This window comes from Ensifer sp. ENS07, from assembly GCF_014852185.1.
Lineage (GTDB): Bacteria > Pseudomonadota > Alphaproteobacteria > Rhizobiales > Rhizobiaceae > Ensifer > Ensifer adhaerens.
The window spans coordinates 162,886-184,721 of the sequence record NZ_JACVBE010000004.1 but is presented as its reverse complement, the minus strand read 5'-3'; the positions used below and the strand labels follow the sequence as shown (position 1 = coordinate 184,721).

The window sequence follows — 21,836 nt, the reverse complement described above, 5'->3', positions numbered from 1 at the left end:
AACGGGGACGGCAACCTTCGCTGCCGTCCCCGTCCAAATTGACCTGGTCGATGCCTCAGTCCTTGGCGCGCTCGACGTAGGAGCCGTCTTCCGTCGCGATGATGACGCGGGTGCCGGCCTGGATATGCGGCGGAACCAGCGTGCGGACGCCGTTCGACAGAATGGCCGGCTTGTAGGACGACGAAGCCGTCTGGCCCTTGACGACCGGCTCGGTCTCGGTGATTTCGAGCGTCACGTGGCGCGGCAGGTCGATGGCGATCGCCAGGCCTTCGTGGATCGAAAGAATGACGGCCATGCCTTCCTGCAGGTAGGCCTTGAGATCGCCGATGTCCTCGGTGGTCATGACCAGCTGGTCATAGCTTTCCGGGTTCATGAAGTGGAAGCCTTCGGCATCTTCATAGAGGAAGGTGTGCTCGCGGTCTTCGACGAAGGCGCGCTCGACCTGTTCGGTCGTGCGGTAGCGTTCGGAGACCTTCACGCCGTCGGAAATGCGGCGCATGTCGACCTGGGTGACCGGCGTGCCCTTGCCCGGGTGGAAGTTCTGGGCGGTAAGCACGACATAGAGCTTGCCGTCGACGTCGAGAACGTTGCCCTTACGGACAGATGAAGCGATGACCTTGACCATTAGTCTTCCTTGTAACAGAGGTATGCGCGACACCGCGGGCCGGAAACACGGGCCCTGAAGGACGCGGAAAGAAGGATTTCGCGCCGCCACTACCCTAATTTCGCGCAAATAGCCAGCCTGAGCCGGTATCTGCACGAAGAAAGCCTGGACTGAACCGATCATGTCGCATGCCTCACCCTGGTGGACACCCGATGTCCATGCCGACCGGCGCCCGTTTCTTCTCGGCCGCAACCGGATCCAATCGGTATTGCGCCGGTTCTTCGAGACACGCGACTTCATCGAGGTCGACACCGCGACCCTGCAGGTCTCGCCCGGCAACGAGGCGCACCTGCATGCCTTCGCGACCGAGGCGCTCAACCACGACGGAACCGGCCATCCGCTCTATCTGCACACCTCGCCGGAATTTGCCTGCAAGAAGCTGCTGGCCGCCGGCGAAGAGCGCATCGCCTGCTTTGCCCATGTCTACCGCAATCGCGAGCGCGGGCCGCTTCATCACCCCGAGTTCACCATGCTCGAATGGTACCGCGCCGGCGAAAGCTACGAGGCGCTGATGCGCGACTGCGCCGAGATCCTGGCGCTTGCGGCGGAAACCACCGGCACCAAGCAGTTTATTTTCCAGGGGCAGGCCTGCGATCCCTTCGCCGCTCCGGAGCGCCTCAGCGTGGCGGACGCCTTCGAGCGCTTTGCCGGCATCGACCTGCTGGCATCGATCGCCGCCAACGGCGAAACCGACCGCGACCATCTGGCTGCCACGATGGCCGCAGCCGGCCTTCGGGTCGCCCATGACGACACCTGGGCCGATCTTTTCAGCCGGGTGCTCGTCGAAAAGGTCGAGCCGCACCTCGGCTTCGGCCGCGCGACGATCCTCGACGAATATCCGACGGCCGAGGCGGCACTGGCGCGTCCTGCCGCACGCGACCCTCGCGTTGCCGAACGCTTCGAGCTCTATGCCTGCGGCGTTGAGCTTGCCAATGCCTTCGGCGAGCTGACGGATGCGCCGGAACAACGGCGTCGCTTCGAGATGGAGATGGCGGAGAAGGCCCGCGTCTACGGCGAGACCTATCCACTCGACGAGGATTTTCTTGCAGCGCTCGCGATCATGCCCGAGGCAAGCGGCATCGCGCTCGGCTTCGACCGGCTGGTGATGCTCGCAACCGGAGCCTCACGCATCGACCAGGTGCTCTGGGCGCCGGTGGCGGAGACACGGGCATGAACGTCCACCGCCCGATCAAGACCGCACGCGAGCTGGTCGAAACTGGCCTCATCGACAGCGCCAAGGAGGCGGCGGTTGCCGCCGTTGCCGAGCGTTATGCCGTTGCGATCAGCCCCGCCATCGCCGGTCTCATCGATCCCAACGACCCCAATGACCCGATTGCACGGCAGTTCGTGCCGGATGCCGCCGAGTTGACCCTGCTGCCCGAAGAGCGCGAGGACCCGATCGGCGACAAGCCGCACAGTCCCGTGACCGGCATCGTCCACCGTTATCCCGACCGAGTGCTCCTGAAGGCCGTGCATGTCTGCCCGGTCTATTGCCGCTTCTGCTTCCGCCGCGAAATGGTCGGACCCCAGGGGCTCGGCACGCTGACACCAGCCGAACTCGATGCGGCGATCGCCTACATCGCCGAACACAAGGAAATCTGGGAGGTGATCCTCACCGGCGGCGATCCGCTGGTACTGTCCCCGCGGCGGCTCGCCGAACTCATGGAACGGCTGAAGCCGATCCCCCATGTGAAGATCGTCCGCCTCCACACCCGCGTGCCCGTGGTCGAGCCGGCACGCATCGACGCCGACCTGATCGCGGCACTCAAAGCCAGCGGCAAGGCGACCTATGTGGCGCTGCATGCCAACCACCCGCGCGAGCTGACGGACGAGGCACGTGCCGCCTCTGCCCGCCTGATCGATGCCGGCATCGTCATGATCAGCCAATCGGTGCTCTTGAGGGGCGTCAACGACGATGCCGAGGTGCTTGCCAGCCTGATGCGCGCCTTCGTCGAAACGCGGATCAAGCCCTACTACCTGCACCACCCGGATCTCGCCCCCGGCACCAGCCATTTTCGCCTGACGATCGAGGAAGGCCAGGCGCTGGTTGCCGCCCTGCGCGGCCGCGTCTCCGGCCTCTGCCAGCCGACCTATATCCTCGACATTCCTGGCGGGCACGGCAAGGCGGTGATCAGCGCTGCCTCGATCGCGGACGAGGGCGGCGGCTGCTACACCGTCACGGATTTTCGCGGCAGCGAGCACAGCTATCCACCGAAAGCCTGATGCACGGCGAGAAATCGCGACTCTCCAAATTATTGAAACTTCTTCAAAATAATCAGCTCATGCATTTTTCTTCGCGTCCTGCGAGAAAAATCATCGAGCCCGCGTCACAGCTGTCCGGCGTCGATCGTCAATTGGTCATAAGCAACACGACAACGATGGAGTTGAGACCATGACCGATACCAAGGCCGTCCGCTACGAACAGGAAATCTCCGACGTGCTCGGCGCGCTCGCCGACGTGCACAAGACCATGGACCTGCACGGGCTCGACCGCACGATCCACAATCTCGTGCAGCTGCGCGCCTCGCAGATCAACCGCTGCGGCTTCTGCGTGAAGATGCACACCAAGGAATCCCGCACCGAGGGCGAGAGCAACGAGCGGCTCGACCGCATCATCGTCTGGGACCAGGTCAATGATTTCACGCCGCGCGAGAAGGCAGCGCTTGCCTGGACCGAAGCTCTGACCGAACTCGAGCCGCGCACCGACTTTGCGCCGCTTCGCGCCGAGCTGCGCCAGCATTTCAGCGAAAAGGAGATCAGCGTCATCACCGCGACGGTGGCGATGATCAACCTTTGGAACCGCATCCAGATCTCGAGGCACTGACATGAACGACCGGCAGCACATGCAGATCTTCGAGGAGGCGCGCCCGCGCCTTCTCGGCCTTGCCTACCGCATCCTCGGCTCGCGTGCCGATGCGGAAGATGCGGTGCAGGATACGTTCCTGAAATGGCAGGAGGTCGACCGGACAACGATCGAAACGCCGGCGGCGTGGCTGACGACCGCCTGCACGCGGCGCTGCCTCGACCTCCTGAAGGCGGCGCACCGCAAGCGCATCGATTATGTCGGCGCATGGCTACCGGAGCCGATCCATACGGCGAGCGATGACAATGCCGAGGAGAAGCTTGCGCTGACATCCTCACTGACGACGGCCTTCCTGCTGATGCTCGAACGGCTCACACCGAAGGAGCGCGCCGCCTATCTGCTGCACGAGATCTTCGGCCAGCCCTATGAGGAAGTGGCCGAAACGCTCGACATGCAGGAAACCGCCGCCCGCAAGCTGGTGTCGCGCGCCAAGACCAATATCGGGCTCGAAAAAGCCCGGCACCAGACGCCGCGTGAGCGACAGGACGAACTGCTTTCGGCCTTCCACCAGGCAATCCACGGCGGCAATGTCGCTAGCCTCTCGGCCCTGCTTTCGGCCGATGTGAAGCTGACAGCCGACGGCGGCGGCAAGGTGGCGACCGTGCTCGGAGTGCTCTCGGGCAAGGAGACGGTGCTCGCCTTTATCATCGATCGGCTTACCGAATACTGGTCGCATTACGTCTGGGAAATCGGCGACATCAACGGCGGCCGCGGCATCGTGCTTCGAGACGAAGCGAAAAACGAGATCGCGGCAACCGTCGCCTTCGGCTATGACGGCGACGGAAACGTCAACGACATCTTCATCATGCGCAACCCGGACAAGCTCACGCATTTCGGCGAGGCTGCGCTCCACTGATAATGGCGGCATCGCCCTTGCAAACGTGATCCTCCCCACCGGCCGGGCCGGCCGCACGTTTTCGGCAATACCGCTGCATGAGGTACTGACATGCTCGAAAAAACATCCGCAGCCCACCAGGAAACCGGCTGGCGCGCGCTTTTGACCGGCGGAAACGCCGTGCATTCGCTGGTGCTCAGCGGCGGCGTCGCGCTGCACGCGCTCAACATCTACGTCGTAACGACGATCATGCCTTCGATCGTGCGCGAGATCGGCGGGCTCGAATATTACGCCTGGAGCACGACCGTCTTCGTCGCCGCCTCGATCCTCGGCGCGGCCCTGTCGGCCCGGCTGCTTGGTGCCGTCGGCGCCGGCGGCGCTTATGCGATCGGTGCGCTGGTCTTCGGGCTGGGCACACTCCTCTGCGCTGCGGCCCCCTCGATGGCGATGCTGCTCGCCGGCCGCGCGATCCAGGGTTTTGGCGGCGGGCTGCTCTATGCGCTTGCCTATGGCGTGATCCGTGAGGTCTTCCGGCCAGAGCTCTGGACCCGCGCCATCGGCCTGATTTCGGCCACCTGGGGTACGGCGACGCTGGTCGGCCCGGCGATCGGCGGTATGTTCGCGGAGTTTTCCACCTGGCGCGTCGCCTTCTGGTCGCTCTTGCCGCTGACGGCGCTGCTGGCGACCCTCGCCTTCTCGACCTTGCCGCGCAAGGCTGCCGGCGAAGGCGCACGCACGCCGCTTCCCTTGGTGCAACTGGCGCTGCTCGTCGCCATCGTGCTTGCGCTTTCCATCGCCAGCACGCTGACCACGGCGGTGGAGCAGGTAGGCTGCGTCGGCGCGGCGATCCTCATGTTCCTGGCACTGCTCGTCGTCGAGAAACGGGCGACAGGCAAGCTGCTCCCCTCCGGCAGTTTCACCCCGACCTCCCCGCTGGCAGCCCTTTATGCTACGATCACCCTGCTGATGGTCGGCCTGCAGCCGGAAATCTATGTGCCGTACCTCCTGCAGGAGCTGCACGGATTGTCGCCGCTGGTAGCCGGCTACATTGCGGCGCTGATGTCGATCGGCTGGACCGCCGGGTCGATGACAAGCGCCCACTGGCATGGGGAAAGGGCAAAGCAGACGATCTTTGCCGGCCCGGCCTTCGGCTTTGTCGGCCTGGCACTGATTGCGCTGTTCATGCCGATGGCAGGATCGGAATTCATGGTGATCGCCGCGCCGCTCAGCGTCGGCATCATGGCGGTCGGCTTCGGCATGGGCTTTGCCTGGCCGCACATCGTGACGGCCGTCTATGAATTTGCGCCGGAAGGCGAAGCGGAGAAGGCGTCGAGCTCGATTACCACGGTCCAGCTCTTCGCCGCAGCACTCGGCGCGGCGCTGGCCGGGCTTACCGCCAATCTCGCCGGCATCGAAACGCGGTCGACGGAAGGCGTGGCGATGGCGACACGCTGGCTCTTCTGGCTGTTTGCGCTGATGCCGGCGCTGGCCGTTCTGACAGCCGGACGTGTCTGGCGGGCGCGCCGAACGGCGAAATAGGCGCCTTTGCGGGCCTTCCCCGGGGTGGAGGGCCTGCAAAATGCAAGCTGTGCGGCGGGGTGCATCACGCCCTTGGGAGGAGAGGATGGAAGCCGAGGAGATCGGCCTTCACGGCGTACGGGAGACCTTGCTGGTCACGCTCCAGGCCAAAGCCGCAGAGAGCGCGTTCCCGGATTCCCTGCTCAACGATCACTTTGCCGCCGATCTCATGCGGCGGCTCGCCGGCAGGCCGAAACCGCCCGATGCCGGCCACGACATGACCATCGGCATTGCCGTGCGCGCCCATATGCTCGACCGCTGGGCGCGCGCCTTTATCGGGCGCCACCCGGACGCAATCGTGCTCAACCTCGGCTGCGGTCTCGACACACGTATATTGCGGCTCGATCCGCCCGCGTCCATCGGCTGGTTCGATGTCGACTTTCCCGATGTGATCGCCTTGCGGCGACAGCTTTTCCCGGCGCGCGTCGGCTGCACGACGATCGCCTCCTCGATAACGGAGCGTGAGTGGATCGACCTCGTTCCGGCGGACCGCCCGGCGATCATCGTCGCCGAGGGCGTGTTTCCCTATCTCTCAGAACACGAGGTCCGCGACGTCTTGCGACGGCTGACCTCCTGTCTTGCCGGCGGGGAAATCGTCTTCGACGCCTACAGCCATCTCGGTATCGAGCTTTTGCGGCTGAGCCCATCGCTGCGGGCAACGGGGGCGGAGCTTCGCTGGGGGCTGGAAAACGCGCAAACGCTGGAACGCGACGTGCCCGGGCTGACGTTGCTCGACGAGATCAGCGAGTATGATTCAGGCCAGGTCGCACGCCTGTCGCCGATGGCGCGGATAGCGGCGCATGTCGTCAGCGCCCTGCCGATGCTGCGCCGGATGGGCCGCCTGTTGCGCTACCGTTTCTAGCCCGGCAAGGCATGAAAAGGGCCGCGCCTTGCGGCGCAGCCCCTTCGATTGCAAGCGGTCGCTTTCGGCCGATCAGGCCTTGATCGGCGCGATCGAGATTTCGACGCGGCGGTTCTGCGCGCGGCCGGCTTCGCTTCCGTTGGAGGCGATCGGACGCTCCTTGCCGTAGCCCATGGCCGACATACGGCGCTGGTCGACGCCCTGGCCCGCCAGGTAGTTGGCGACCGAAGCGGCGCGGCGCTCGGAGAGGCCCTGGTTGTAGGAGGCGCTGCCGGTCGCGTCCGTGTGGCCATCGACGTCGATCATCGTCTTGTTGAACTTGCGCAGCACGATCGCCACCGAGTTCAGCGTGTCGTAGAAGGCCGGGATCACCTGGTCGCGGTCGGTCGCGAACGTGATGTTGGACGGCATGTTGAGGATGATGCGGTCGCCGGCGCGCGTGACCGATACGCCGGTGCCCTGCAGCTGGGCGCGCAGTTCGGCTTCCTGGTTGTCCATGTAGTTGCCGATCAGGCCGCCGCCGAGACCGCCGATTGCGGCGCCGACGAGTGCGGAGTCACGCCGTCCTGCGGCACTGCCGCCAACCAGCAGACCGGTCGCCGCGCCGAGGCCTGCGCCGATCAGCGCGCCACCGGCCGTGTTCGACATCTTCTGCTCGCCCGTATAGGGATCGGTGGTGGTGCATCCCGAAAGATAGATGGCCGCGACAGCCAGAATGGCGCATTTCTTGATCATGGAATCAGTTGTCCCCATTGGTGCTCGAAGTTGCTTCATACTAGCGATTGCGGCAGGAAGATGAAGAGGCGTCCCATTCACGCCAAGGTTTACCGGCAAATCCAGCTTCGCCAGCGGCTGGCGTGGCCATCAGGGCACACAATAACCGATCCTTCACACGCTCTTGATAGGACGGGCACCAAAGAAAAGAGAGGCAAGCTCCAATGGCAATCGAGTTCGGCGACACGCAACGCAGTCTCAGCGACACGCTCAACGGCATGATTGCCTCGATCCGCGGCGAGACGATCACGCTACGCGAGCTGATGACGGAAATCGGCGAACAGGGCTTCCTGCTGCTGTGCGCCCTGCTGACACTGCCGTTTCTGCTGCCGGTATCGATCCCGGGCGTCAGCACCGTCTTCGGCGCAGCGATCATCCTGATTTCCGTATCGGTCACGCTCAATCGCCTGCCGTGGATGCCGCAGCGCATTCTCGATCGCCGGATCGAAACCGAGAAGCTGGTGCCGACGCTGCAGAAAGGCGCGGATCTCGTTTCCAAGCTGGATCGTTACGTCCGTCCGCGTCTCGGCTTCCTGACGAAGGGCGCGCTGATGAACCGCTTCAACGGCCTGATGATCATGGCCGGCGGCATTCTCCTGATGTTCCCGCTCGGCCTGATCCCGCTGTCGAACACGCTGCCGGGGATCGCGATCCTCTTACTCTCGCTCGGTATCATCCAGCGCGACGGACTGATGGTGGCCGGGGGCTATCTCTTCCTGATCGCGACCACGGTCTACTTCACCGTGCTTGCCTATATGGCCTTTGCCGCCGGTCAGGGCCTGTCGTCGTTCTTCGTCTCCTGACACCTCATCAGGCGTGTGGATCGGCCCGGCCAACTGCCGGGCCTTTTCGTTCTGACCATCTGTGGCACGCAATTCCGGACCGAAACCGCTGTACACGTTTCCTGGAATTGCTCTAGGCAGCCAGACCGCCGAAAGCCCGGTAGCTGGCAAAGTCGGTGCGGATGCCGAGCATCTTCATCAGCGCCTCGCGATCGAGGCCGAGCTGGCGGTCGAACTCGACAAGCGCGGCTGCGACCTTCGGCGCGACGTCAGCATTGGCGAATTCGATCATGGTGATGAAGTCAAACTGGCCAGGACCGGCGTGCTGCTCCAGGAACAGGTCCTTCACATATCCATCCTGCTTGCGGATGACGGCCAGCGTCTTGTCGACCAGCTCGACGAACTGCGGCCGCGCTTCCGCCGGCACGGTGTATTTGTTGATGCGGTAAAGCGGCGCCACGCTATTTGATTGACTGCTCATAGCTCTTTTCCTCTCATCTCTTTTTGAACGAGAGCAGTCGTACGACCTCAAGTATAGTTGAGGTCAATAGTGGCAAAACGCTTTTCCGATGACGGAATCCTAGCCGGAAATACCTCTCAGCACGTTGGCGACGTTGAGGCCGATTTCCGGCACGCCGTAGCCCCCCTCCATGCAGACGACGACCGGCAGGCCGGTGCGCCGCAACGCCTCGCCCATGCGCAGGTAGTCTTCGGACTTCAGCTCGAAGAACGAGATCGGGTCGCGCTCGAAGGTATCGACGCCGAGCGAGACGACCAGGGCTTCGGCACCGAAGGCCTCGATGCGCGAGAGCGCGTCGGCCATGGCGCCCGACCAGGCATCAAACAGGGTGCCCCGCGGCAGCGGATAGTTTTTCGTCGTGCCGAGCCCGGCACCGGCACCCTCCTCGTCGGCAAAGCCGAGGAAATGCGGGAAGGCCTCGACCGGGTCGCCATGCAGCGAGGCGAAGTAAACGTCGCCGCGTTCGTAGAAAATATCCTGAGTGCCGTTGCCATGGTGGAAATCGACATCGAGCACGGCGACCTTCTGGGCACCATAGTCCCTTAGGCGCTGGGCGGCGCACGCAGCATTGTTGATGAAGGAATAGCCCCCATAGAGATCGATCGCCGCATGATGGCCGGGCGGGCGGCAGAGCGCGAAGGCGGCACGGCTCCCGGCGTGGATGTGGTCGGCCGCCGAGATGGCGCAATCCATCGCCGCGCGGGCGGCGGCGTAGGTACCCTCAGTGATCGCCGTTTCCGCCGCGAAGGAATAGTAACCGAGCGCGCCGTCGATATCCCTCGGCGGATGCTGGCGCATGCGCCGCGCCGGGAAGCAGGCCGGGATCGCCTCCCCCCTGTAGCCATCGGCGACCCAGCGCGACCAGGCGGTTTCGAGGAAGTCGAGGTAATCGGGCGCGTGCAGCTTGAGAGCGACATCGAGACCGTGACGCTCGGGTGCTACGACATCAAGGAAACCCGCTTCCTTCACCGCCGCCAGGATCCATTCGGCGCGGAACGGCGCCTCGAAAGGCGGCACGAGTTCGCCGCCGAAAAGTTCGGTCTTGGCGTCGCGGAGCTTGTGGTCTTCGGAGTAGTAGATGCGCATGGGGGTATCCTGAAGGGGCAACAGATGGGTGCCGGTACCCTACCCGCGGTTTCAGGCTTGGCAAGTTGCCCCTCATCCGGCCTGCCGGCCACCTTCTCCCCGCAAGCGGGGCGACGGAGACGCGCGGCACCCGCTCGCCTCGACAACAGCACCTCTGAAGGGCCAAAGCTCCGCTCGGCAGCGTCGCTAAGGGCACGCCCCTCTCCGCGCCTGCGGGGAGAGGGTTAGGGTGAGGGGCGATTGCGCCGATCGAAGACCATTCGCTAGGCCGCAATCCGCTTGTAGAAGAATGTCGTGGCGCAGAGGCCGCCTTCCGGCCACATCGCATAGTCGGGGATGACGCCGACGCGCTCCCAGCCCAGGCGCGGATAGATCGCCTCGGCCTCGCTGCCGGTCGCGGTGTCGAGCACCAGCAGCGTCTTGCCGCGGGCTGCCGCCTCGCGCTCGACCGCGTCCATCAGCCGGCGTGCCAGCCCTTTGCCGCGGGCGTCGCGATGCACCAGCAGCTTCTTCAGATCGCCGCGGTGCGGCTGGTTCGGCATCTGCGCGACACCGACCTGCACGGTGCCGAGGATGCGGCCTGCAACCTCGGCCACCATCAGCAACGTCTCGCCGCCCGCAACCGCCTCGGCGACGCCGCGCCAGTAGGCAAGCGCGCTCTCGGGCGGATAGGGCTGCATGAAGCCGACCGAGGCGCCACCCTCGACGCAATCGGACAGCACGTCGGCGAGCGCAGGGACGGCGGCCAGCGCTTCATTCGCAGACAGCAGGCGGATCTGAATATCGGACATGGTCAAACCTTGGTGCGGCAGAGGATGACGGCGTAGTGAGCCGGCTCATCGTGGGGGTTGTAAAAGATGTGTCCCGCCTCCAGCCCCATGAACAGGCAATCGCCTGGCTCGAGCGAATGGAAGCCGGATTCGGTCGTCATTTCGAGCCGCCCGGAAAAGAGCCAGAGGTGCTGTGTAATGCCGCGATCGGAGGGTTGCCTCTCGAAGACGACACGGGCACCGGGCGGAAACTCGACCTCGACGATATCGATCGGCGAGCCAAGACCATCCGGCGAGACGGAGCGGCGCAGATAGCCGGATTCCGGATCGCGCCAGAGCCGCTGGTCGGCGCGCCTGGCAAGCGGTGACGCCTCCTCGGCATCAAAGGCAAAGAGTGCTGAAAGCGTGGTTGAGAGCGCGCTGCAGAGCTTGGCAAGAAGCTGGGCGGTCGGGCTCGCCTCGCCGCGCTCGATGCGCGAAATCATCGCCCGGCTGACACCGGAACTTGCAGCAAGCTCGTCGAGCGTCAGGTTCTGTTGCGTCCGCAGCGTGCGAATGCGCTCGCCGATGGCATGTTCGAGGGGATCGGTGACGTTTTCCATTATTTGAGATTGCATTTCTCATATAGTGGAGTCAAGACTGCGGAAGACCGAAAATACAGGCATGCGATGCCGCTTTGGCGACAGCGCAACAAGGGTATTTCGGCTAAGGTGGCAGCTTCGGACACAGAAACGAGAAAAGCTTTCACTTCAATACTTTAGACAGCCCTCATCCATCACGCCAGCGCACCCGCACGGGCGGCCTCATCGACAGGTTGGACATGACAAAGCAGCCCTCCTCGCTGACCTCGATCGCCAGTATCGTCGCCTCGATGACGGCGGTGGCGATCGGCAACGGCATGATGCTCGCCTATGTGCCCTTCGCGCTGACGCGCTCGGACGCGCCGGACTGGGTGCCAGGGGCTGCGGTCACGATGATCGCCTTCGGCGGGCTGATCGGCTGCGTCATCGCCGGACCGATGATCCGTCGTGTCGGCCATGCGCGCGCCTTCTCCTGCTCGATGGCGCTCGTCATCCTCTCGGCGCTGACGATCGCGCTCGGCATGCATCCGCTCTTGTGGGTACTGGCCCGCGGGCTTTATGGCGCATCCGGCAACACCAATTTCATCATCGCCCAAAGCTGGCTCAACCATGCGAGCGAAAACCACTGGCGCGGCAAGGCGATGGCGCTGTTCTACATGGCCTATGTCATCGGGCTCGGCACCGGCGCCTGGCTGTTCGGACAGATCCCGGCCGACGGCAACCTGCCGCCGCTCGTCACCATCTTCTTCACAGCGCTCGCGCTCTTGCCGATCGGGCTGACGCGGCTGCCGACGCCACCGCCGCCGGCCAAAGTGAGCATCGACATCCCGATGGTCTGGCGCAATTCCCCCGTCGCCTTCATCGGCGTGCTTGCCGCCGGCGGCCTTTCGATGGTGGTGCAGGGCTTCACGCCGATCTATGCGGCCGCCAACAATGTCAGTCAAAGCGACGTCGCCAATCTGATGTTCGTCATGCAATTCGGCCTCATCGCCATCCAGTATCCGATGGGAACATTGTCGGACCGGATCGACCGGCGCCTGGTGTTGATCGGCACGTGCCTGTTGATCCTTGCTGCCGGCTTCTTCGCGCTTTCGGCGTCGTTCAGCAATCTGCTCCTTCTGATGCTGGTCTTCGCGCTCTTTGCAGGTGCTGTCGAGACCGTCTATTCGATCGCCAATGCGCATGCCAACGACCGCACGGATCCCGCCGATTTCGTACCGCTTGCCAGCACCATGCTGGTCGCCTGGTCGATTGCTGCGACCGTCGTGCCGATGCTGGTGACGCTGCTGACACCGGTGTTCGGGCAGCGCACGTTCATCTATGCGGCGATGGCCGTTGCCGCGCTTTATGCCTTCTTCGTGCTGCTCAGGTTGCGCAAACGTGATGAGGTGCCGGCGGCCGAGCGCGAGAGCTTCGAGATCAGGAGCGCGCAGGTGCCCAATGCCGGCGCGCTCGTCGATGCGGAAGCGGGGGCCGAATAGGCCGATTTATAGTGAACGAAGCCTTCATTTCCCGCTTTGCGGCGGTTGAAGGCACTGCTATATGCGGCCCATGAGCACAACATCTTCGAAGACGCCCCTTTCGCATATCCGCAACTTCTCGATCGTGGCCCACATCGACCACGGCAAGTCGACGCTTGCTGACCGGCTGATCCAGTCCACCGGTGGCCTCGCCGAGCGCGAGATGTCCGAGCAGGTGCTCGACAGCATGGATATCGAGCGTGAGCGCGGCATCACCATCAAGGCCCAGACGGTGCGCCTGCACTACAAGGCCAATGATGGCGAAACCTATGTGCTGAACCTGATCGACACCCCCGGCCACGTCGACTTCGCCTACGAAGTCTCGCGCTCGCTTTCGGCCTGCGAAGGCTCGCTGCTTGTCGTCGACGCGTCGCAGGGCGTGGAAGCCCAGACGCTCGCCAACGTCTACCAGGCGATCGACAACAACCACGAACTCGTCACCGTGCTCAACAAGATCGACCTGCCGGCGGCCGAACCGGACCGCATCAAGGAGCAGATCGAGGAAGTGATCGGCATCGACGCGTCCGACGCCGTGCTGATCTCGGCGAAGACCGGCCTCGGCATCCCTGATGTCCTCGAAGCGATCGTCACCAAGCTGCCGGCGCCGAAGAGCGACGGCGGCGATGCGGCGCCCTTGAAGGCCCTGCTCGTCGACAGCTGGTACGACACCTATCTCGGCGTCATGGTTCTCGTGCGCATCATCGACGGCACGCTCAAGAAGGGCATGACCATCCGCATGATGGGCACCGACGCCAAGTACACGATCGAACGTGTCGGCGTGCTGACCCCGAAGATGGTGGCGATGGATGCGCTCGGCCCCGGCGAGATCGGTTTCATCACCGCCTCGATCAAGGAAGTGGCCGACACCCGCGTCGGCGATACCATCACCGAGGACAAGCGCCCGACCGCAACCGCGCTGCCGGGCTTCAAGCCGGCACAGCCGGTGGTCTTCTGCGGCCTGTTCCCGGTCGATGCTGCCGACTTCGAGGACCTGCGCTCGGCGATGGGCAAGCTGCGCCTCAACGACGCCTCGTTCTCGTTCGAAATGGAATCCTCGGCAGCACTCGGCTTCGGCTTCCGTTGCGGCTTCCTCGGTCTGCTGCACCTCGAAATCATCCAGGAGCGTCTCGAGCGCGAGTTCGACCTCGACCTGATCGCGACGGCCCCGTCGGTCGTCTACAAGCTGTTCATGACGGACGGCTCGGAACGCGAGTTGCACAACCCGGCCGACATGCCCGACGTCGTCAAGATCGCAGAAATCCACGAGCCGTGGATCCGCGCGACGATCCTGACGCCCGACGACTATCTCGGCGGCATCCTCAAACTCTGCCAGGACCGCCGCGGCATCCAGATCGAGCTGACCTATGTCGGCACCCGCGCGATGCTGACCTACGACCTGCCGCTCAACGAAGTCGTGTTCGATTTCTACGACCGCCTGAAGTCGATCTCCAAGGGTTATGCCTCGTTCGACTACCAGATCACCGAGCACAAGGAAGGCAACCTTGTGAAGATGTCGATCCTCGTCAACGGCGAGCCGGTCGATGCGCTGTCGATGATGGTGCACCGGATGGCAGCCGAAAAGCGCGGCCGCGAAATGTGCGAAAAGCTCAAGGAGCTGATCCCGAAGCACATGTTCAAGATCCCGATCCAGGCGGCCATCGGCGGCAACGTGATTGCCCGCGAAACCATCTCGGCGCTGCGCAAGGACGTGACCGCCAAGTGCTACGGCGGCGACGCCACCCGCAAGCGCAAGCTGCTCGAAAAGCAGAAGGCCGGCAAGAAGCGCATGCGCCAGTTCGGCAAGGTGGAGATCCCGCAGGAAGCCTTCATCGCCGCCCTCAAGATGGGCGACGAGTAAGCGGCAGCGCCGCATGTTTCAACGTTTGTAAAGGGCGGCCCTCGGGTCGCCCTTTTTGGTTTGTGAAGGTGAGGCGATGCTGGAGCAGCAAGATTGGTCGCACGCAGGCGTGGTTTCCCGGACTAGCTACTCCGTTATTCTGGGCCACGGCGTCTCACAGTGACCTCTCACGACGGTTACTCCGGCAGCTTCTTCGGCAGCCAGAGCCAGGCCATGATACCCAATGCGAGCAGCGACAGTGCGCCGACGCCGGCCGCGATGTGAAGACCGGTGAGGAAGGCGTCCTTGGCCTGCAGCACCGTTTCAGAAGCAAGGCCCGGCTGATCGAGGGTTTCGTTCAGCGTGCCGGCCACGCCGGGGCCGAGCAGCCGGAAGCTGAGTGCCGCCAGTGAACCCAGAAGCGTGATACCGAGCGCATTTCCGAGTTCGTTGCTGGTCTCGGCGATCGAGCCCGCGGCACCGGCGCGTTCGGCAGGCACCGCCGACACGGCGATCTCGGCGACGAGGCTGAAGGAGAGGCCGTAGCCGATGCCCGCAACCACAGTCGAGGCGATGAGCGCTGCCACGCCCGCCTCGGTGCTCGTGAGGAGCAGCAGAAAGAGGCCGGCTGCGATCAGGAAATGCGTCGCAACAAGCGCCGTCTTGCGGCCGACCACATCGACGATGCGCGCTGTCCCGACACAAGTCGCCATCAGCACGACGGCGCCGGGCAAGGTCAAAAGTGCTGCGGTAAAAACATCGAAGCCGAGGACCGATTGCAGATAGATGCCCGAGAGGTAACCGACGGCGGACCAGACGACCAGCGGCAGGAGGCCGGTGAGAATGGCGATGGAAAAGATGCGGTCCCGGAACAGGCCGAGGTCGAGCAGCGGATAGGCGATCCGCGTTTGCCTGCGAAGAAACAACGCGATGGCGAGGACGCCGACGATCCCGGAGAGCGTCTGCAGCGGCGTGAAGCCGTAGGCGGCCGCGGTCTTCAGCGAATAGGTGGTGAGCAGGATACCGGCAAAGGACAGGACAAGGCTTGGCAGGTCAATGCGGCCATAGGTCGTGGAGCGCACCTCGCGAAGCAGAATGGGTGCAGCGACCAGGAAGCCAAGCACGACGGGAACGTTGATCAGGAACACCACGCCCCACTCGAGCCGCTGCAACAGGATGCCGCCGATAACCGGACCGATGGCGAAACCGGCTGCAAAGGTGGCGGCGAAGATGCCGATCGCCTGCGCCCGCAGTCGCGGATCCGGAAACAGCGCGCTGACGATTGCCAGCCCCGAGGGCAGCAATGTCGCGCCGCCGAGCCCCATCAGCGCCCGGGAAGCAATCAACGCCATGGGCGACTGCGCATAGGCCGCACCGAGCGATCCTGCACCGAAGATCACCGCGCCGATCATGATCAGCTTCAACCGCCCGTAGCGATCGCCGATATTGCCGAAGGCAATCAGCAGCGAACCGACGACGAAACCGTAGATATCGAGGATCCAGAGCGCCTGGTCGGCGGTGGGCAAGAGAGCCGAGGTCACGCGCGGCATGGCGAGATAGAGGATGGAGCCATCCATGGCCACGATGAGGACCAGTGGCAGCACGGCGATGAGGCCGAGCCATGCGCTTCGGCCTTGGGAGTGAGGGAGTGAGACGTCAGTCATTGGGCACGGATCCTTTGCAAACGGCATGCGTCGGCATGCCGCTTCGGCCGCCGGCCGTCAGGCAGGCGGGTGGTTGCGGTTGGGTGATATCTTCTATATACTTAAGGTAAGTTACTTTTGGTATATAGTGATGTCAAGCACCATGGAAAGAGACACGGTCACCGCAAAACGCGTTCGCCTCACCCGCGAGCAGCGGCTACGCCAGCTGCTGGACGTCGCATGGAGGCTCGTTCGCGAGGAAGGGACCGATGTGCTGACGCTGCCGCGCCTGGCCGAGGAAGCGGCCGTCGCCAAGCCGGTCGTCTATGATCATTTCGGAACACGCAACGGACTGCTCGCCGCGCTCTACCAGGATTTTGATGTGCGCCAGACGGTGGTGATGGACGCTGCCATCGCCGCGAGCGACCCAACGCTGGAAGCGACAGTCAGGACGATTGCCGCCTCCTATGTCGACTGCGTGCTCACGCAGGGTCGCGAGATGCCCGGCGTGCTGGCGGCTCTCGCCGGCTCGCCCGAGCTTGCGGCCGTCAAACGGGACTATCAGCTGGTCTATATCGAAAAGTGCCGAAAGGTGCTGGGCCCGTTCATCGGGCAGAGGGGCATCGCACAGGCCGGTTTCTGGGCAATGCTCGGCGCAGCCGATGGCTTGTCCCACGCTGCAGCGACGGGCGAAATCACCGCCGACGAGGCTCAGGACGAGCTTTACGAGACGATCATTGCCATGGTGAACAGAAGCGGCCGTTAGAGCGGCACGCTTTCAAGAGATGCCCTTTGCGAGCGTCGGCGCTCTTTTATCGCCGACGCCTCTCGCCAAGGCGTGGGGCCGATCTCCGCAAGACCGATCCAGCCTATGGTGTCAGCTGCCTCCCGGGACTGAACTTCGGGCCCGGGGATGAAGACCGGGAGGGTGGCGCTGCCAGAGCGGCAGTGCTCGCCTCATCCGTCCTCAAGCACGTACCGCTTCGAAATGCGATCCACCAACTGCCCGTCCTTCAGCGGCACCGCCTTGTCGACCTTGTAGTCGACGAAACCCATCTTGCCGTAATAGCTGAGCCCGCTGACATTGTCCGCACGGATGGTGGCGTTGAGGGCTTTCAGGCCGATCGAGCGGGCGAAGTCGCAAGTGGCATTAAAGAGCGCCGTGCCGGCGCCGGGCACCTTGTTGTCGGGGCGCGAGAACGTGCCGATGTCGGCCCAATCCTGCGGTATGCCGTCCCACTGGTCGAGCGCCTGGAAGGCGCAAGGCTCACCCGCATCGTCCTCGGCGACGAAGCAGCTGACGAAGCCCGGGCCGGCGAGATAGTGCGCCACGAAGCTCTCAGGCGTGAACGGCGTCTGATGGGCCGTGGTGCCACCGATCGCGATGATCTCGTTGAGGAAAGCGCACAACGCAGGTGCATCTTCTGGCCGCGCCGGGCGCACGTGGATCGTCTTCATCTCAATCGTCATCAAAAATCGTCCTTCTCCAATCGTCTTACGTCGACGCGCGGCGGAGCGGCCGCGCCGGGTTGCCGGCGACCACGGCGCCGGCCGCCACGTCCTTCGTCACCACCGAGCCCGCACCGACGATCGCGCCATCCCCGATCGTGACACCGCCGAGAATGATCGCGCCGCCGCCGATCCAGACATCGGCACCAATCGTCACCGGCTTGGCGACTTCGAGGCCTTGGCCGCGAAGCACGGCATCCCTGTGGTGCTCGGCGCAATAGATCTGCACGTTCGGCCCCAGCATCGTCCCCGCCCCGATCGCCACGCGGCCGCTGTCGAGGATCGTGCAGCTGGCATTGAGATAGACGCGGGCGCCAAGGTGGATGTTGATGCCGTAGGAGCAATGGAACGGCGCCTCGATGAAGACGTCGTCAGCGACCGCACCGAACAGCACCCGCAGCGCCGACGCCATGTTTCCACGCTCGATCGGCGCCATGGTGTTGTGCTGATGGACAGCAACGCGTGCCGTCATCCGAAGTGCCTCGAGTTCGTCGACGAGGCAGGAGTACCATTCTCCGGCTGCCATCTTGTCGCGTTCGCTGGCTGTCACGCTTTTGCTTTCGCTTCCGCGGCTTCGCGCCGTGCCAGGCTTTCCGGCGGCCACATCGTCTTCATGTCGTAATAAATCTCGAAAGCCGGTGCGCCGCCCTCGAGCGACAGCCAAGCAACCTTGGAGCGGGTGAAGATATGCGCATCCGGCGGGAAGTCCGACGGGCGGTCAAGGCTTGCGATCCGGACGAAGGAAAGCCAGCCGCGCCGGCCGTAGTCGCTCCAGAGGGCCGTCTGGCATTCGGCACAGCGGTAGACATCATGCGAACGGCCGCTGTCCGTCGGAAGCGTCACGACGACCGGCTCGCCCTCAATGAGTTCGATATTGTCGCGCTCGATCACGCCGTTGACGACGAAGGCGCTACCGACCTGGCGCTGGCAATCGCTGCAATGGCAGCAGTTGACGAACATCGGCGCCGCCTTCAGCCGATAGCGGATCCTGCCGCAGAAGCAGCCGCCGTTTAATGCCTCGCTCATCCGGTAACCTCCTCCAACGCCGGTTCCTCATTCACCGCGCCGCCCTGATGGCGAACGATCGTCGCGACCCAGGCGCGAGCAAGAGACAGGCCCGCGGCATCCGCCTGGCGGCCGTGGCGCGCGGCGTGTTCGCGATAGCGCGCAAGCCAAGTGGGATCGAGCCGCTTGATGGTGTCCGGGAAAGCGCGGTTCCAGTCTTCGACCAGGTGTGTGTCGGCCTCGAAGTGGAATTGGGTGCCGTAGGCGGCGCGGCCGACGCGGAAGGCCTGATGTCGGGTGACGGCGTTTTCGGCGAGATGGACAGCCCCCTCAGGCAGCGTGAAAGTGTCTCCGTGCCACTGGAAGATCGGGAAGCTCTCACCGACGCTGGAAAGGACCGGGTCCTCGGCGCCTTCGCCGCGCACCTGCACCTCGCACCAACCGAACTCCTTGGCCTCGCCCAGCAGGTTCCGGCCCCCATAGGCGCGGGCGAGAAGCTGGCTGCCGAGGCAGATGCCGAGCACGGAACGGCCGCTGTCACCGAAGCGGCGCATCAGCGCGACAAGATCAGGCAGATAGGGATAGGCGGCATCGTCGAGCGCGCTCTGCTCGCCGCCAAGCACCACCAGTGCGTCGTATCCTTCCGGTGTTTCAGGAACGGCCTCGCCGAGATAGGCGCGGCGGATCTCGATCTCGGCCTTTGCCTCGCGAAGCGCCGTGCCGACCTGGCCGAGCTCGGTCTTCGCCATGTTTTCAACCACCAGCACCCGCATCATCGCATTCCCTTCGCATCGACCGTGGAGATTGACCACGAGCGCGGCCACTGTTCAAGAGGTCACATAGCGATGCGATGATGCGGACGGGTTCATGCGGGCCTTGACTTCGTGAGCGAACTTTCCGACCCTTGGGGCATGATGATGCCGACGATTTCTTCTCATTGCTGCTTCCGGGTGTGCCCGATCGCAGGAACCTGACCCCAGCCCGGACGCTTGCGCTCTCCGGGTCAGGGGAGCCTTTCGCGTCGGCAGAAGAAATTTCCGAGCGCGGCTGAACGAGCGCCTAATCTCCAGAAAACCTATTCGATTGCGCCCTGTCGTGCGCTTCGATTGAACGTGTCAGGTCCCATCATGGCGGCAACCCGCAAGAAACTTCCCCCGATCATCATCAATGCCGAAGACCACAAGCGGCTGACGGCGCTCGCCTCCTCCGCGCTCGAGCGCGTGCCTGATGTGGCCGAGGCACTGCTCTTTGAACTCGACCGCGCCCGGGTCGGCGCGCCCGACGCGCTGCCCGCCAACAGCGTGCAGATGGGCTCCACCGTCGCCTTCGAGGCCGACAATGGTTTTGCCAAGCAGGTGACGCTCGTCTATCCCGGCGAGGCCGATATCGAGGCCGGCCGCATCTCTGTGCTGACCCCTGTCGGCGCGGCGCTGATCGGGCTCTCCGTCGGCCAGTCGATCGACTGGCAGGACCGGTCGGGCAAGGTCCACCGGATGACCATTCGCAGCGTGACGGCGAAGGAAAGCGCCTGAGAGGTCGCGACGGCGAAAGCCTCACCAGCTGCAAGACGAAAACGGGGAGGCCGGTTTTCACCGCCTCCCCGTTCTTCTAAGCGTCGTTCATTCGATCAGAACTGCTTGCCGAGCTTGGCGTCGACAGACTGGCTGTTGGCGCCGCGGATGGCGAAGAAGAACAGGATCGCTGCCCAGAGGATCGACTTCTCCGCGCCGAAGAGGCCCTCACCCTGCACGATGCCATGGAAGTAGACGGTGACGAGCAGAACGATCATGCCGGCAAAGGCAGCCGGGCGCGTCAACAAACCGATCGCGATCAAAATGCCGCCGAAGAATTCGGTCGCGGCGAGCAGCGGCGACCAGAAGACGCCGGGATAGAAGCCGAGGCCCTCGACCATGCCGATCGCGCCGAAGGGATTGGTGATCTTGCCAAAACCGTGAACCGCAAGCAGAGCGCCGGCGAGCACACGCAACAGCGTTTCGGCGGATGTATTGAGCGGCAGATAGATCTTTTCCAGCGCCGGCAGGATGGCGCGCGGGCGGGAACTGGAAACGGTGACGTCGGTCATTAAGGGGCCTCTCCGGCGGTTGGGTGCGACAATTTGTGCAATGCCGCATTGTCTCGCCGCGACGACAGCGCAAAGCAAGCTATCCGCCGATAAAAACATGACTAAATTGGTTGACAATCGTGTGAGCGCAGCGTGAGCATGAGCCCCGGAACGCAGTTGTTTCCAACTGAGGCGACCGCTATGGTCGCCGCCCGAAGCACATCCGAGACACCCGATGGACCAGAAGCCGCGCATCACCATCCTTTACTGCACCCAGTGCAGCTGGCTGCTTCGCGCCGGCTGGATGGCGCAGGAACTGCTGCAGACGTTCGGGCAGTCGCTCGGCGAAGTGGCGCTCATTCCCGGCACCGGCGGCAATTTCGAGATCCGCGTCGATGACGCGCTCATCTGGGAGCGCAAGCGGGACGGCGGTTTCCCCGGGCCGAAGGAACTGAAGCAGCGCATCCGCGACATCATCGAGCCGGAGCGCGATCTCGGTCATACGGACAGGAGCTGATCCTGGATTTCGGAATTCTTGCCGGCGTCTTTTCCGCGGCCTTCCTGTCGGCGACGTTGCTTTTCGGCATGTCGGAAGCTGCGATCGTGGCCGCCGCCCTGCACGGCGAAACGAGCCGCCCTGCCCTCTTCATCGCCGCGACATCAGGCAACGTGCTCGGCGCCGTCGTCAATTTTGCGCTCGGGCGTTTTCTGATCCGCTTCGAGGGGCGCCGGTGGTTTCCAGTTTCGCCCACCAATCGGCAAAAGGCAGAGGCGCTCTTTGCCCGCTACGGCCAGCCGGTGCTGCTTCTTTCCTGGCTGCCGGTCATCGGCGACCCACTGACGCTGGTCGCCGGATTGCTGCGCATGAAGCTGCTGCTGTTCCTGCTGTTCGTCACCATCGGCAAGGCCGCACGTTATGCGGTCGTCCTTTACCTGACGCCATAA

General features: G+C 64.0%; 25 protein-coding genes. 13 read left to right on the top strand and 12 right to left on the bottom strand.

Annotation, left to right across the window (positions count from 1 at the left end):
* Nucleotides 1-55 precede the first annotated feature (55 nt).
* Nucleotides 56-625 carry an elongation factor P gene (gene efp / locus IB277_RS15795; protein ID WP_029742428.1) on the bottom strand — a complete coding sequence of 190 codons (570 nt, stop codon included), beginning with the start codon at nt 623-625 and terminating at the stop codon, nt 56-58.
* Nucleotides 626-785: 160 nt separating this feature from the next.
* Between efp and epmA the strand changes: the two genes are divergently transcribed.
* The 6 genes from epmA (at nt 786) to IB277_RS15765 (ending at nt 6,802) form a co-directional block, all read left to right on the top strand.
* Entirely contained in the window at nt 786-1,838 is a 1,053-nt protein-coding gene (gene epmA / locus IB277_RS15790; protein WP_090296268.1) for an EF-P lysine aminoacylase EpmA, read from the top strand.
* Nucleotides 1,835-2,887 (top strand): lysine-2,3-aminomutase-like protein, encoded by a 1,053-nt coding sequence (locus IB277_RS15785; protein WP_090296265.1) that lies wholly within the window; start codon nt 1,835-1,837, stop codon nt 2,885-2,887. The genes epmA and IB277_RS15785 overlap by 4 nt, the downstream gene beginning before the upstream one ends.
* A 169-nt stretch (nt 2,888-3,056) precedes the next feature.
* Nucleotides 3,057-3,488 carry a carboxymuconolactone decarboxylase family protein gene (locus IB277_RS15780; protein ID WP_034804671.1) on the top strand — a complete coding sequence of 144 codons (432 nt, stop codon included), beginning with the start codon at nt 3,057-3,059 and terminating at the stop codon, nt 3,486-3,488.
* Nucleotide 3,489: 1 nt separating this feature from the next.
* Nucleotides 3,490-4,383 (top strand): RNA polymerase sigma factor SigJ, encoded by an 894-nt coding sequence (gene sigJ / locus IB277_RS15775; RefSeq protein ID WP_034804673.1) that lies wholly within the window; start codon nt 3,490-3,492, stop codon nt 4,381-4,383.
* Between the two features lie 90 nt (nt 4,384-4,473).
* Nucleotides 4,474-5,901, top strand: a complete 1,428-nt coding sequence (locus IB277_RS15770; RefSeq protein WP_192371316.1) for an MFS transporter — start codon at nt 4,474-4,476, stop codon at nt 5,899-5,901.
* A gap of 85 nt (nt 5,902-5,986) precedes the next feature.
* The gene (locus IB277_RS15765) at nt 5,987-6,802 is read left to right on the top strand and encodes a class I SAM-dependent methyltransferase (RefSeq protein WP_192371315.1); all 816 of its coding nucleotides are present in this window, start codon (nt 5,987-5,989) and stop codon (nt 6,800-6,802) included.
* A 72-nt stretch (nt 6,803-6,874) separates the two neighbouring features.
* On the opposite strand, the gene IB277_RS15760 is transcribed toward IB277_RS15765, so the two are convergent.
* Complete coding sequence (locus tag IB277_RS15760; RefSeq protein WP_029742421.1) at nt 6,875-7,537, bottom strand: OmpA family protein; 663 nt, start codon at nt 7,535-7,537, stop codon at nt 6,875-6,877.
* A 203-nt stretch (nt 7,538-7,740) separates the two neighbouring features.
* Between IB277_RS15760 and IB277_RS15755 the strand changes: the two genes are divergently transcribed.
* Nucleotides 7,741-8,379 (top strand): exopolysaccharide biosynthesis protein, encoded by a 639-nt coding sequence (locus IB277_RS15755; protein ID WP_060608499.1) that lies wholly within the window; start codon nt 7,741-7,743, stop codon nt 8,377-8,379.
* 112 nt (nt 8,380-8,491) lie between these two features.
* Here the strand turns inward: IB277_RS15755 and IB277_RS15750 are convergent, their stop codons facing one another.
* From IB277_RS15750 to IB277_RS15735, 4 genes are all read right to left on the bottom strand, one after another.
* Nucleotides 8,492-8,839: a hypothetical protein gene (locus IB277_RS15750; protein ID WP_029742419.1), complete on the bottom strand. Its 348-nt coding sequence runs from the start codon at nt 8,837-8,839 to the stop codon at nt 8,492-8,494.
* A 99-nt stretch (nt 8,840-8,938) separates the two neighbouring features.
* On the bottom strand, nt 8,939-9,964 hold the full coding sequence (locus tag IB277_RS15745; RefSeq protein ID WP_090296256.1) for a histone deacetylase family protein: 1,026 nt from the start codon (nt 9,962-9,964) through the stop codon (nt 8,939-8,941).
* Between the two features lie 263 nt (nt 9,965-10,227).
* Nucleotides 10,228-10,755, bottom strand: a complete 528-nt coding sequence (locus IB277_RS15740) for a GNAT family N-acetyltransferase (protein ID WP_110818561.1) — start codon at nt 10,753-10,755, stop codon at nt 10,228-10,230.
* A gap of 2 nt (nt 10,756-10,757) precedes the next feature.
* Nucleotides 10,758-11,336, bottom strand: a complete 579-nt coding sequence (locus IB277_RS15735; RefSeq protein WP_162731789.1) for a helix-turn-helix domain-containing protein — start codon at nt 11,334-11,336, stop codon at nt 10,758-10,760.
* Between the two features lie 218 nt (nt 11,337-11,554).
* Here IB277_RS15735 and IB277_RS15730 point away from each other — a divergent pair, with 218 nt between their 5' ends.
* Together IB277_RS15730 and lepA are read left to right on the top strand one after the other, a co-directional pair.
* Nucleotides 11,555-12,796 carry an MFS transporter gene (locus IB277_RS15730; protein ID WP_029742415.1) on the top strand — a complete coding sequence of 414 codons (1,242 nt, stop codon included), beginning with the start codon at nt 11,555-11,557 and terminating at the stop codon, nt 12,794-12,796.
* A 70-nt stretch (nt 12,797-12,866) separates the two neighbouring features.
* Nucleotides 12,867-14,693, top strand: coding sequence for a translation elongation factor 4 (gene lepA, locus IB277_RS15725; protein ID WP_370689543.1), 1,827 nt, complete (start codon nt 12,867-12,869; stop codon nt 14,691-14,693).
* 176 nt (nt 14,694-14,869) lie between these two features.
* On the opposite strand, the gene IB277_RS15720 is transcribed toward lepA, so the two are convergent.
* Complete coding sequence (locus tag IB277_RS15720) at nt 14,870-16,336, bottom strand: MFS transporter (RefSeq protein ID WP_110818562.1); 1,467 nt, start codon at nt 16,334-16,336, stop codon at nt 14,870-14,872.
* Nucleotides 16,337-16,466: 130 nt separating this feature from the next.
* Between IB277_RS15720 and IB277_RS15715 the strand changes: the two genes are divergently transcribed.
* Nucleotides 16,467-17,081, top strand: coding sequence for a TetR/AcrR family transcriptional regulator (locus IB277_RS15715; protein WP_060608511.1), 615 nt, complete (start codon nt 16,467-16,469; stop codon nt 17,079-17,081).
* 191 nt (nt 17,082-17,272) lie between these two features.
* On the opposite strand, the gene IB277_RS15710 is transcribed toward IB277_RS15715, so the two are convergent.
* From IB277_RS15710 to IB277_RS15695, 4 genes are read right to left on the bottom strand one after another with little or no spacing between them, the layout of a single operon-like run.
* The gene (locus IB277_RS15710) at nt 17,273-17,785 is read right to left on the bottom strand and encodes a GNAT family N-acetyltransferase (protein WP_234824394.1); all 513 of its coding nucleotides are present in this window, start codon (nt 17,783-17,785) and stop codon (nt 17,273-17,275) included.
* Nucleotides 17,786-17,810: 25 nt separating this feature from the next.
* Complete coding sequence (locus tag IB277_RS15705; protein WP_060580583.1) at nt 17,811-18,374, bottom strand: sugar O-acetyltransferase; 564 nt, start codon at nt 18,372-18,374, stop codon at nt 17,811-17,813.
* Nucleotides 18,371-18,850 carry a GFA family protein gene (locus IB277_RS15700; protein ID WP_090296246.1) on the bottom strand — a complete coding sequence of 160 codons (480 nt, stop codon included), beginning with the start codon at nt 18,848-18,850 and terminating at the stop codon, nt 18,371-18,373. Before IB277_RS15700 ends, IB277_RS15705 begins: the two co-directional genes overlap by 4 nt.
* On the bottom strand, nt 18,847-19,602 hold the full coding sequence (locus IB277_RS15695) for a type 1 glutamine amidotransferase (protein WP_090296418.1): 756 nt from the start codon (nt 19,600-19,602) through the stop codon (nt 18,847-18,849). Before IB277_RS15695 ends, IB277_RS15700 begins: the two co-directional genes overlap by 4 nt.
* Nucleotides 19,603-19,956: 354 nt before the next feature.
* On the opposite strand from IB277_RS15695, the gene rnk reads away from it, so the two are divergent.
* Nucleotides 19,957-20,361 carry a nucleoside diphosphate kinase regulator gene (gene rnk / locus IB277_RS15690; RefSeq protein ID WP_090296243.1) on the top strand — a complete coding sequence of 135 codons (405 nt, stop codon included), beginning with the start codon at nt 19,957-19,959 and terminating at the stop codon, nt 20,359-20,361.
* A 95-nt stretch (nt 20,362-20,456) separates the two neighbouring features.
* Here the strand turns inward: rnk and IB277_RS15685 are convergent, their stop codons facing one another.
* Nucleotides 20,457-20,912: a DoxX family protein gene (locus IB277_RS15685; protein ID WP_029742404.1), complete on the bottom strand. Its 456-nt coding sequence runs from the start codon at nt 20,910-20,912 to the stop codon at nt 20,457-20,459.
* Between the two features lie 214 nt (nt 20,913-21,126).
* Between IB277_RS15685 and IB277_RS15680 the strand changes: the two genes are divergently transcribed.
* Nucleotides 21,127-21,408, top strand: a complete 282-nt coding sequence (locus IB277_RS15680) for a SelT/SelW/SelH family protein (protein ID WP_090296241.1) — start codon at nt 21,127-21,129, stop codon at nt 21,406-21,408.
* A gap of 83 nt (nt 21,409-21,491) precedes the next feature.
* Nucleotides 21,492-21,836 carry a YqaA family protein gene (locus IB277_RS15675; RefSeq protein ID WP_090296415.1) on the top strand — a complete coding sequence of 115 codons (345 nt, stop codon included), beginning with the start codon at nt 21,492-21,494 and terminating at the stop codon, nt 21,834-21,836.

Excerpts from the sequence above, each read along its gene's own strand:
- IB277_RS15760 (WP_029742421.1), bottom strand. The coding sequence starts at position 7,537 with ATGATCAAGAAATGCGCCATTCTGGCTGTCGCGGCCATCTATCTTTCG.
- IB277_RS15685 (WP_029742404.1), bottom strand. The coding sequence starts at position 20,912 with ATGACCGACGTCACCGTTTCCAGTTCCCGCCCGCGCGCCATCCTGCCG.
- efp (WP_029742428.1), bottom strand. The coding sequence starts at position 625 with ATGGTCAAGGTCATCGCTTCATCTGTCCGTAAGGGCAACGTTCTCGAC.
- lepA (WP_370689543.1), top strand. The coding sequence starts at position 12,867 with ATGAGCACAACATCTTCGAAGACGCCCCTTTCGCATATCCGCAACTTC.
- IB277_RS15765 (WP_192371315.1), top strand. The coding sequence starts at position 5,987 with ATGGAAGCCGAGGAGATCGGCCTTCACGGCGTACGGGAGACCTTGCTG.
- IB277_RS15745 (WP_090296256.1), bottom strand. The coding sequence starts at position 9,964 with ATGCGCATCTACTACTCCGAAGACCACAAGCTCCGCGACGCCAAGACC.
- IB277_RS15720 (WP_110818562.1), bottom strand. The coding sequence starts at position 16,336 with ATGACTGACGTCTCACTCCCTCACTCCCAAGGCCGAAGCGCATGGCTC.
- IB277_RS15785 (WP_090296265.1), top strand. The coding sequence starts at position 1,835 with ATGAACGTCCACCGCCCGATCAAGACCGCACGCGAGCTGGTCGAAACT.
- epmA (WP_090296268.1), top strand. The coding sequence starts at position 786 with ATGTCGCATGCCTCACCCTGGTGGACACCCGATGTCCATGCCGACCGG.
- sigJ (WP_034804673.1), top strand. The coding sequence starts at position 3,490 with ATGAACGACCGGCAGCACATGCAGATCTTCGAGGAGGCGCGCCCGCGC.
- IB277_RS15735 (WP_162731789.1), bottom strand. The coding sequence starts at position 11,336 with ATGGAAAACGTCACCGATCCCCTCGAACATGCCATCGGCGAGCGCATT.
- IB277_RS15750 (WP_029742419.1), bottom strand. The coding sequence starts at position 8,839 with ATGAGCAGTCAATCAAATAGCGTGGCGCCGCTTTACCGCATCAACAAA.
- IB277_RS15730 (WP_029742415.1), top strand. The coding sequence starts at position 11,555 with ATGACAAAGCAGCCCTCCTCGCTGACCTCGATCGCCAGTATCGTCGCC.
- IB277_RS15770 (WP_192371316.1), top strand. The coding sequence starts at position 4,474 with ATGCTCGAAAAAACATCCGCAGCCCACCAGGAAACCGGCTGGCGCGCG.
- IB277_RS15755 (WP_060608499.1), top strand. The coding sequence starts at position 7,741 with ATGGCAATCGAGTTCGGCGACACGCAACGCAGTCTCAGCGACACGCTC.
- IB277_RS15700 (WP_090296246.1), bottom strand. The coding sequence starts at position 18,850 with ATGAGCGAGGCATTAAACGGCGGCTGCTTCTGCGGCAGGATCCGCTAT.
- IB277_RS15740 (WP_110818561.1), bottom strand. The coding sequence starts at position 10,755 with ATGTCCGATATTCAGATCCGCCTGCTGTCTGCGAATGAAGCGCTGGCC.
- rnk (WP_090296243.1), top strand. The coding sequence starts at position 19,957 with ATGGCGGCAACCCGCAAGAAACTTCCCCCGATCATCATCAATGCCGAA.
- IB277_RS15680 (WP_090296241.1), top strand. The coding sequence starts at position 21,127 with ATGGACCAGAAGCCGCGCATCACCATCCTTTACTGCACCCAGTGCAGC.
- IB277_RS15695 (WP_090296418.1), bottom strand. The coding sequence starts at position 19,602 with ATGCGGGTGCTGGTGGTTGAAAACATGGCGAAGACCGAGCTCGGCCAG.
- IB277_RS15780 (WP_034804671.1), top strand. The coding sequence starts at position 3,057 with ATGACCGATACCAAGGCCGTCCGCTACGAACAGGAAATCTCCGACGTG.
- IB277_RS15715 (WP_060608511.1), top strand. The coding sequence starts at position 16,467 with ATGTCAAGCACCATGGAAAGAGACACGGTCACCGCAAAACGCGTTCGC.
- IB277_RS15710 (WP_234824394.1), bottom strand. The coding sequence starts at position 17,785 with ATGACGATTGAGATGAAGACGATCCACGTGCGCCCGGCGCGGCCAGAA.